The 9,135-nt window shown below is 71.4% G+C and carries 9 protein-coding genes; 2 read left to right on the forward strand and 7 right to left on the reverse strand.

The features are described 5' to 3' along the window. Positions 1-74: 74 nt before the first annotated feature. The 3 genes from G3573_RS17415 to G3573_RS17425 form a co-directional block, all read right to left on the reverse strand. Positions 75-986, reverse strand: coding sequence for a M28 family peptidase (locus G3573_RS17415; protein WP_163262931.1), 912 nt, complete (start codon positions 984-986; stop codon positions 75-77). Between the two features lie 42 nt (positions 987-1,028). Further along, entirely contained in the window at positions 1,029-1,205 is a 177-nt protein-coding gene (locus tag G3573_RS17420; RefSeq protein WP_163262933.1) for a hypothetical protein, read from the reverse strand. A 74-nt stretch (positions 1,206-1,279) separates the two neighbouring features. Further along, positions 1,280-1,864 (reverse strand): hypothetical protein, encoded by a 585-nt coding sequence (locus G3573_RS17425; protein ID WP_163262935.1) that lies wholly within the window; start codon positions 1,862-1,864, stop codon positions 1,280-1,282. A 122-nt stretch (positions 1,865-1,986) separates the two neighbouring features. Between G3573_RS17425 and queA the strand changes: the two genes are divergently transcribed. Both queA and tgt read left to right on the forward strand, forming a co-directional pair. Then, positions 1,987-3,063 carry a tRNA preQ1(34) S-adenosylmethionine ribosyltransferase-isomerase QueA gene (gene queA, locus G3573_RS17430; protein ID WP_163262937.1) on the forward strand — a complete coding sequence of 359 codons (1,077 nt, stop codon included), beginning with the start codon at positions 1,987-1,989 and terminating at the stop codon, positions 3,061-3,063. A gap of 215 nt (positions 3,064-3,278) precedes the next feature. Continuing rightward, entirely contained in the window at positions 3,279-4,397 is a 1,119-nt protein-coding gene (gene tgt, locus G3573_RS17435; protein ID WP_163262939.1) for a tRNA guanosine(34) transglycosylase Tgt, read from the forward strand. Between the two features lie 4 nt (positions 4,398-4,401). Here tgt and G3573_RS17440 read toward each other — a convergent pair whose 3' ends face one another. The 4 genes from G3573_RS17440 to G3573_RS22045 form a co-directional block, all read right to left on the reverse strand. After that, entirely contained in the window at positions 4,402-5,430 is a 1,029-nt protein-coding gene (locus tag G3573_RS17440) for a glycosyltransferase (RefSeq protein WP_163262941.1), read from the reverse strand. 175 nt (positions 5,431-5,605) lie between these two features. Then, the gene (locus G3573_RS17445; RefSeq protein WP_163262943.1) at positions 5,606-6,238 is read right to left on the reverse strand and encodes a hypothetical protein; all 633 of its coding nucleotides are present in this window, start codon (positions 6,236-6,238) and stop codon (positions 5,606-5,608) included. Positions 6,239-6,340: 102 nt separating this feature from the next. Then, the gene (locus tag G3573_RS17450) at positions 6,341-8,635 is read right to left on the reverse strand and encodes an MASE1 domain-containing protein (RefSeq protein ID WP_163262944.1); all 2,295 of its coding nucleotides are present in this window, start codon (positions 8,633-8,635) and stop codon (positions 6,341-6,343) included. Between the two features lie 203 nt (positions 8,636-8,838). Then, positions 8,839-9,135, reverse strand: a 297-nt coding sequence (locus tag G3573_RS22045; RefSeq protein ID WP_205598332.1) for a hypothetical protein, incomplete at its 5' end; no start/stop codon positions are given.

A 9,135-nucleotide genomic window follows, 5' to 3' on the forward strand; every position in this document is an offset into this window, starting at 1 on the left:
GTGTCGGATAAGGCGCGCTCCGCTGGAGCCCCCTCCACCGCTTCGCGGTCCCCCTCCCCCAGAGGGGGAGGATCTTACTTCCCCTTCGCCGCCCGGATCGCCGCGTCGTCGGCGTCCAGCGCCTTGACCGCTTCGGCGATGGTCTGCACCGAGCGCACGTACCAGTCCGGGTTCACCTTCTCGAAGACGTCGGTGGGGCGGTGATAGTCGGGGTGGTCCTCGACCCCGAAGTAGACGAACGGAATGCCGGCCTCATGGAAGGCCAGGTGGTCGGACTGGTCGGTCCAGTCGTCGTGGCCCTGCTCGGGGCGATCGTGGCCCAGCTTCAGGGTCACCGGCGCGGTCTTCGCGACCCGCTCAAGCACCGGGACCAGGCCCGGATTGTGATAGCCGCCCGAGGCGTACAGCTCGCCCTTGTCGCCGCGGGCGACCATGTCGAGGTTCACGTTCAGCACCATGGCGTCCTTCGGCACGGGCGGATTGGCCACCAGCGCTTTGGCCCCGCGCAGGCCGCCCTCCTCCGCGTCCAGCGCCACGAACATCAGCGAGTGATCCGGCCGGTGCGCCTTGAAGTACTTGGCCATGGCGACCAGCGCCGCCGTTCCCGAGGCGTTGTCGTCGGCCCCGTGGAAGATCTGGCCGTCCTTCACGCCCAGATGGTCGCAGTGGGCGGTGACGACGATGTAGCGGTCGGGGTGCTTGCGCCCCTTCACCACGCCCCAGACGTTGACGCCCGGCGTCTCGACCCCGGCCTTGGTGGTGTAGGTGAAGGCCTGCTCCTTGGTCGTCAGGCCGACCTCGCGGAAGCGGCTTTCCACATAGGCCCGCGCCTTGGCCGAGCCCGGCGTGCCGGGATAGCGGCCGGCCATGTCGTCGGCCGAAAGCACGCGAAGGTCCTGCACCAGCCGCGTCCCGTCGATCCGCGGCGCCGCCGGCGCGGCGGCGGTCAGGGCGAGCGCCAGGACGGCGGCGAGTGCGGATTTCATGACGGGTCCTCGGGGCGTAGCCCCGCAAAGTGCCGGGACGAGCTACGCAAGGGAAGCCGGCTTTCGACGAACTGATCTGGCGACCAACGCGCCCACGAACCCGAACAAGGTCGCGGTCACGAGCCCCGTGACGGTCCAGACCACGACGATCCGCGCGAAGTAAACTCCGCGCAGGTATTGAGGTCCGAACATGGCCGCGTAGGCGACGGCGAACAGCACGAGAAGCGCCGCAAAGACTTTGAGCGTCCTGAAAAATGCTCGCGGCGCGAAGAGAGACCTCAAGGCCACCGCCCTCAATCCCCGCCGAACCAGGTGAACTTCAGGTCGGTGAAGACGGCCTCGCCCACCGTCAGCGTGCCGGTCAGCACCACGGCCTCCCCGTCGCCGGCCTTGGCGCGGGCCAGCGCCTTGCGGTCGAGCGCGCCCTGGAAGCTCACCTTGCCCAGCCGCGGATGGTTGTCGACGAAGGCGACCTCGCTCTCGGTCACCCGCCAGGCGTCGGGCAGGACGCGCTCTCGCACGGCGTAAACGTCCTGACCCAGCTCGTTGATCTTCTTGGGACTTTTGGTGTCGTCGAACTCCATCATCACCGGCGCGTAGGCGGCCGTGCGCCGCCCCGCCGCCCAGTCCTCGAACTCGGTCGGCGAGCCCAGGTGCAGGTGATCGAGCCGCCATTGGACGACCTGGATCTCGGTCTGGGGCATGTAGTAGCCGAACAGCTCCAGCCCCGGCTGGGTGGTGAACCCCTCCAGCGCCTCGGAGCCGGGCTCCGGCGCCGTCGCCACGACCGTGGCGGGCTTCTCAGTCTTCGACGCCTCGGGCTTGCCGCATCCCGCCAGCGCCAGCGCGGCCGCGCCGCAGATCAGAGCGATACGCATGTCGGCCCTCCCCTGGTTCGCGGACCATGGGTGCGCGAAGGGCGCCCATCGTCAACCCTCTCCCCTTGCGGGAGAGGGAAAAGACGTTGACCCGCCCGCCACGCCGTGGCCTTGGGCGCGGGATGCGCCTGTCCGATTTCGACTTCGAGCTTCCCGAGAGCCTGATCGCGCTCCGCCCGGCCGAGCCGCGCGACGCCGCGCGCCTGCTGGTGGTGCGCCCCGGCCAGCCGTTCGAGGACCGCCAGGTCCGCGACCTGGCCGACCTGCTGCAGCCCGGCGACGCCCTGGTGTTCAACGACACCCGGGTGATCCCGGCGCGCCTGTCGGGGATCCGTCCGCGCGAAGAGGCCACCGTCCGGGTCGAGGCGACCCTGCACAAGCGCACGTCGCCCGACCGCTGGACCGCCTTCATGAAGCCCGGCAAGCGGCTGAAGGACGGCGACCGCGTGCTGTTCGGCGCTGTGTCCGACACCTCGTGCGAACTGGACCGGCTGGACGCCACCGTGGTCGCCAAGCTGGACGGCGGCGAGGTCGAGCTGAAGTTCGACCTGAGCGGCCCGGCGCTGGACCAGGCCATCGCCGCCCACGGCCACATGCCGCTGCCGCCCTACATCGCGGCGCTGCGGGCCGAGGACGAGCGGGATGAGCGCGATTACCAGACCGTCTTCGCCCGCGAGGACGGTTCGGTGGCCGCGCCGACGGCGGGTCTGCACTTCACGCCGGAACTCATAGCTGAGCTGCAAGCTCGCGGAATCTCGACGCATTTCGTCACGCTTCACGTCGGCGCCGGCACCTTCCTACCGGTCAAGACCGACGAGGTCAGCGAGCACAGGATGCACGCCGAGTTCGGGGTGGTGACCAAGGCCACCGCCGACGCGCTGAACGCCGCGCGCGCCGCCGGCGGGCGCATCGTCTGCGTCGGCACCACCAGCCTGCGTCTGCTGGAGAGCGCCACCGGCGAGGACGGCGTGGTGCGCCCCTTCGCCGACGAGACGGCCATCTTCATCACCCCGGGCTACCGCTTCCGCGCCGCCGACGTGCTGATGACCAACTTCCACCTACCGAAGTCGACCCTGTTCATGCTGGTCTGCGCCTTCGCCGGGACCGAGACCATGAAGGCCGCCTACGCCCGGGCGATCGAGACGGGCTACCGGTTCTATTCCTACGGCGACACGTCGGTGTTGTTTAAGGCCACCTAGATCCTCCCCCCTTGGGGGAGGGGGACCATGCGAAGCATGGTGGAGGGGGCTCGTCTTGGCGCGCCATCGCAGCTGAGAGGACGCGCTCCGCTGGAGCCCCCTCCACCGCCTTCGGCGGTCCCCCTCCCCCACCGCTTCGCTCGGGGGAGGATCTTGGGGTGCCTGCGGCGTCGCTTCACGCTACAGAGCGCGCCCGAGCGCTTATCTGAGACCCCATGGCCGCCTTCCCCTTCGCCCTGAACGCCACCGACGGCGCCGCCCGCACCGGGGTGCTGACCACGCCGCGCGGCGAGATCCGCACGCCCGCCTTCATGCCGGTCGGCACGGCCGGCACGGTCAAGGCGCTGACCGTCGACAAGGTCGTCCAGACCGGCGCCGACGTGATCCTGGGCAACACCTACCACCTGATGCTGCGCCCCACCGCCGAGCGGGTGAAGCGGCTGGGCGGGCTGCACAGGTTCATGCGGTGGACCGGGCCGATCCTGACCGACAGCGGCGGCTTCCAGGTGATGAGCCTGTCCAACATCTCCAAGGTCAAGGAAGAGGCGGTCACCTTCCAGAGCCACCTGGACGGCTCCAAGTGGGTGCTCTCGCCCGAGCGCTCCATGGAGATCCAGGCCGACCTGCTGGGCTCGGACATCGTCATGCAGCTGGACGAGTGCGTCGCCTGGCCGGCCGACGAGACGCGCGCGGCCGAGGCGCTTCGCCTGTCGGCCCGCTGGGGCCAGCGCTGCAAGGCCTATTTCGGCGAGCGAGACACCCAGGCCCTGTTCGGCATCCAGCAGGGCTCCACCTTCGAACACCTGCGCCGGGAGTCGGCCGAGCGCCTGCAGGAGATCGGTTTCGACGGCTATGCGGTCGGCGGCCTGGCGGTGGGCGAAGGCCACGCGCAGATGATGGAGACGCTGGAGTATTCCACGCCCATGCTGCCGGTCGACCGGCCGCGCTACCTGATGGGCGTGGGCAAGCCGATCGACCTGGTCGAGGCGGTGGCGCGCGGGATCGACATGTTCGACTGCGTGCTGCCCACCCGCTCGGGCCGCCACGGCCAGGCCTGGACCTGGGACGGCCCCATCAACCTGAAGAACGCCCGCTTCGCCGAGGACGACGCGCCGCTGGACCCTATGGGCAGCTGCCCGGCGAGCCGGGACTATTCAAAGGCTTACCTGCATCACCTGGTGCGCGCCGGCGAGATCCTGGGCCAGGTCCTGCTGTCCTGGCACAACATCGCCTTCTTCCAGGCGGTGATGGCCGAGAGCCGAACCGCCATCGCCGAGGGCCGGTTCGACGCCTTCCGCAAGAGCTTCGCCGAGCGGCACCTGCGGAAGGACTGAGGCGTCAGGCGGCCTCGTCCCGCGCGGTCGGGTCGAACGCGCTCAGCACGCTGGTCAGGCGCCGCGCCCCGGCTTCGAAGCCGAAGCGCCACTTCGCGACCGTCTGGGCCGCCTCCGCCCGTTTGCGGCCTTCGACCCGGTCCGCCAGCGCGCCGCTGATCGCGTAGGCGAGCCCGACGGGGTCTTCCGGCGGCGTCAGCACGCCCAGGTCGCCCCGAAGGATCTGGCCGGGGCCGTCGATGTCGGTCGAGACGATCGGCGTCCCGGCCGCCATCGCCTCCACCAGCACCAGGCCGAACGGCTCAACCCGCGACGACAGCACGAACAGGTCGAGCCCGGCGAGGAAGGCCTCCGGCTTGTCGGTCCAGCCCGTCAGCCGGACCACGTCCCGCAGGCCGTGCCTGGCGATCTGGGCCTCCAGCGCGCCGCGCTCGTCGCCCTCGCCGGCGATCTCGAGGATGAACTCGACCCCGCGGTCGCGCATCAGCGCCGCCGCCTCGACAAGCAGGTCGAAGCCCTTGTTGGGATGCAGCCGGCCCAGCGCCCCGATCCGGAACGGCCGGCCCTGCCTGGCGCGGACCGGCGAGAACTGCAGCTTGCCGAAGTTCTCGACCAGCTCCACGCGCGTCCCCGGGAAACGGGCCCTGGCCGCCGCCGCCACCGGTTCGCTGACCGCGAGGATCCCGTCGGCCCCGGCCATCTCCGGCTTGAAGCGGGCGTTGTGGGCCACGAAGAGCACCTTGCGCCGCGGCCCCGCCCAGCGGGAGCGGGCGACCCGATAGGCCCGGGTCCCGTGCGCTATCACGACGTCGGGCTCGTTCAGCTTCAGCAGCCGACCCAGGCTCAGCGCCGCGCCGATGTCCCCGAAGCCGTCGGCGAGCGTGCTGCAGGCGACCTGCCCGGCGAACCAGCCCTTGCGACGGCCCACCGAGACCACGTCGGCGCCCTTCGAGACCAGCGCCTCGTGATAGCGCACAGCCATCGTCTCGAGACCGCCTTTGCCGCGGCCGAGCATCACGTTTGCAATCCGCACGCGACGTCCCCCGAATCCCCTAACGCACAGGTAAACATATCGGAGCGGTTGTGCAGAACCCGGAACATGCAGGTAAGCGACAAACCCGCGGCGGGCTGGGGTGCAACGGCGGCCGCCAACGAAAAAAGCGCCCCCGGCCGGAGCCGAGGGCGCTGTTTCGTCCAGAAATGTCAGCTCAGGAGCCGCCCTGGTCGGCGACCACCGGCGGGGGCGAGACCTCGGCGGCGTGGGGTTCGACCGGCACGAACCAGCTGGGGGCGGCCGGCGGGGCGCAGTTCTTCTGCATGCCCACGCCCTTCAGATAGGCGCGGCGCACCGTGCCGGCCTTGATGGCCTCGCGCACGGCCTTCTCGTGGCGCTCGGCCCCGGTCAGGCGGCGCACCCAGCCGCGCATGGGGATCACGCCCGTTGTGGTGTCGCGCACGGCGTTCAGCGCCGCGATGGCGGCGTAGTCGGCGCCCTTCTCGTTCATGCGCCGGCCGTCCGGCGGCGGCGGCTCGTCGAGGTCGGGCCCCAGGGCGGCGTCGATGCGGCCGACCTCGCCGGCGATGGCCTCGCAGCGGGTCAGGCCCTTCAGCGAGTACGGCTCCGCCTGGGCGTGGATCAGCGCGACGGGAATGTTCTCGCGCATCAGGTTGAGGTCTTCGAGCGGCGCGGTGACCGCCTCGTCGATGCCCTCACCGATGGCCTTGCCGCTTCGGGTGACCGTGGTGCGCGTCATCGTGCACGCGCCCAGGGCCAGCGTGCACAACAGCACGCCGCCGACCAGGACCACTTTAGGAACTGGAGCCGTGCGTCTGTGCGCCATGCCCTGTCGTCCTCCCCTGCGCCGAACATGGACCGGACTGCGCAAGCTGTCCAATAGACTGAACAGCGCGGGGCGAGTTCCCTTAGGGGCGATGCGGGTTCGTCAGGGCGGGGCCGCGGCCCCGTCGCGGCCTTCAGGGCCGACGTGCAGGCGGTCGAAGGCGTGCTTCAGCTCCTCGGTCGTCACCGGCTTGACCAGCACCGGCGCGTCGAATTCGCGCGCGCCCTCCATGAAATCGCCGTAGCCGGTGGCGAAGGCGAACGGAACGTGCAGCTCGCTCAGCCGGCGGGCCACCGGCGCGGTCGCCTCCCCGGCCAGGTTGACGTCCAGCACGGCCGCGGCCGGCGTGGTCGCCTCGATCGCGCCCAGCGCCTCGGCCACGCCGCCGATCGGGCCGATCACCGACCAGCCCAGCGCCTCCAGCCGCGCCTTCATGTCCAGGCCGATCAGCGCCTCGTCCTCGACCAGCAGCACGACGCGCGCGCTCTCCGCCCCGGCCTCGAGCGGCGCGGCGCGCACCACGCGCTGCAGCGGGATCTCGATCTCGCAGTGCAGGCCGCTCTTGCGCCAGGTCAGGCGCAGTTCGCCGTTCAGCTGGCGCTCGACCGAAGCGGTCATCAGGGTCGAGCCGAAGCCGGCGCGGCTGGGCGCCTCGGTGTCGGGGCCGCCCTTCTCGGTCCAGTCCAGCTTCAGCCGGTCGGCCTCGGGGTCGACGGTCCACTTGAGGTCCACCGACCCGCCGGGCGCCGACAGCGCCCCGTGCTTGGCGGCGTTGGTGATCAGTTCGTGCAGCACCAGGGCCAGCGGCTGGGCGGCGTCGGCGGCCAGCATGACCTCCGGCCCCTTGGCGCGGATGCGCACCCCGCCCTTCTCGGCCGCGCCCTGGTAGGGCTCGATCTCCTCGTCGATCAGCTGAGGCAGGCTGGCCCCGGTCCAGCGCGAGGCGGCCAGCAGGTTGTGGGCCCGGGCGATCGCCTGGATACGGCCCTCCACCGCCGCGGCGAAGGTCTCCTTGGTCTCAGCCTTGGTCAGGCGGACGACCGCGGCCACCACCGCCAGGGCGTTCTTGGCCCGGTGATCGACCTCGCGCATGAGCAGGCGCTGACGCTCCTCGGCCTCCTTGCGCTCGGTGATGTCGACCACCACGCCCAGCACCCGGCGCACCCGCCCGTCGGGGCCGTAGAACAGCCGCGCGCGGCTGTCGACGTGGCGCACCTCGCCCGACGGGAGCAGGATCCGGTACAGCGAGGAATAGGCGGTCGAGCCCTTGTACGACGCCTTCACCTCCTCCAGCGCGCGCTCGCGATCATCGGGGTGCACGCGCTCGACCCAGGCGTCGAAGCCGACGTCCGGGCGGGTCAGCGGCCAGCCGAAGATCTCCAGCAGGGTGTCGCTGGACAGCGACTGACCGCGCTCGATGTTCCAGTCCCAGGTGCCGACCTGGCCGGCCTCCTGGGCCAGGCGAAGGCGCGCCTCGTTCTCGGCCGTGGCCAGGTAGACCTGTTCGTTCTCCACCGCCGTGCGGGCGCGGCGCAGGGCCTCGACCATCACCGCGACCAGCACGATGGTCCCTTGCATGATCATCACGTACTGCTGGACCGCCAGCACCCGCCCCTGCGACAGCTCGGCGAAGGCGCCGCCGCCCGGCTGCGCGCCGTAGAGCGCCAGGGCCGAGGAGACCAGGCCGATGCTCGAGGCCGCCCGGGCGTCCAGCATGAAGGCGGCGGCGATCACCAGCGGCGCCAGGTGCCAGGGCAGCAGCATCCCCCCCGGCGTCGGCGTGACGAAGATCAGCCAGGCCAGGACCGTGCTGGTCCCCAACAGGGCGGCGAAGGCGACCCACCAGTCGATGTTGCGGTGTAGCGGATCAGGCCGGGCCCAGGTCAGGATCACCGGCGTGACGGTGATGACCCCCACGGTGTCGCCGACCGTCCAGCGCAGCAGCGCCGCCGGCGCGGCGTCGGCCGGCAGGCCCATAAAACCGGTCAGCACGCCCAGGGCCAGCACCCCGGAGATCAGCCCCGAGACCACCGCGCCGATCAGGATCAGCCAGAACACGTCGCGCACCCGCCGCAGGTCGCGATCGAACCGTCCGATGCGCAACAGCAGCCAGACACCGACGACGACCGCCAGGGCGTCGCCGGCCGCGAACAGCAGGCGCACCAGGATCGGGTCCGGCGCGGGGGCCAGGCTGGTGGCGACCAGGGAGCCCAGGAAGATCCCCGGCCACAGCCGCAGGCCGCCCAGCAGCAACGCCGCGATCGCCAGGCCCGACGCCGGCCACACCGGCGAAACCGCCGCGCCGAAGGTGGCCCAGGTCAGGCCCAGATAGCCGAGGACGGCGTACCCCGCGGTCAGGGCGCCGACACCGATCACTGTTCGCGTCGTCAGCGTCATCAGGGTCCGTCAGCCAGCCCGTGCAGGCTCAACTGCGGAGCCCGGCAAAAGGAAGCGTCCCCCTGCCCCATCCTTCGCCTCACGGGCCGCGCGCGTCCAGCAGAGCAACGGCGGCGTCCTTCAGCGCCTCGCAGGCCCCGATCGCCGCCTCCTGGCGCAGGCTGAAGGCCATCAGGTCGGCCTGGGTGGCCACGTCCGCCGGATCAGGCCGGGGGCACGGCGCGCGCAGGCTCTGCGGGACCGGCATCGGCGCGGGCGGCGGCGGCGTCCGCGCGCAGCCGCCGAAGAGCGTCGCGCCAGTCAGCCAGCAGGCCAGGATCGAGGCGCGCATCACCCCGCGGGTCGCGCGCCAGGGTGCGGGCGGCGTCATCGGCGGTCTCCTCCAGTCGTCGGGTGGTTTGGTGGGCGCGGTCCAGCGCCTGGACGGCCGCCGCGTTCAACTCGGCCCGCCGGCTCGCCTCGCGCGCCGCGATTTCGGCCGTTTCGGCCCGCTCGAGCGC

The sequence above is a fragment of the Caulobacter sp. 17J65-9 genome (genome assembly GCF_010975005.1).
GTDB lineage: Bacteria > Pseudomonadota > Alphaproteobacteria > Caulobacterales > Caulobacteraceae > 17J80-11.

Coding starts and splice junctions, on each gene's coding strand:
- G3573_RS17415 (WP_163262931.1), bottom strand. CDS start 986: ATGAAATCCGCACTCGCCGCCGTCCTGGCGCTCGCCCTGACCGCCGCC.
- G3573_RS17425 (WP_163262935.1), bottom strand. CDS start 1,864: ATGCGTATCGCTCTGATCTGCGGCGCGGCCGCGCTGGCGCTGGCGGGA.
- queA (WP_163262937.1), top strand. CDS start 1,987: ATGCGCCTGTCCGATTTCGACTTCGAGCTTCCCGAGAGCCTGATCGCG.
- tgt (WP_163262939.1), top strand. CDS start 3,279: ATGGCCGCCTTCCCCTTCGCCCTGAACGCCACCGACGGCGCCGCCCGC.
- G3573_RS17445 (WP_163262943.1), bottom strand. CDS start 6,238: ATGGCGCACAGACGCACGGCTCCAGTTCCTAAAGTGGTCCTGGTCGGC.
- G3573_RS17450 (WP_163262944.1), bottom strand. CDS start 8,635: ATGACGCTGACGACGCGAACAGTGATCGGTGTCGGCGCCCTGACCGCG.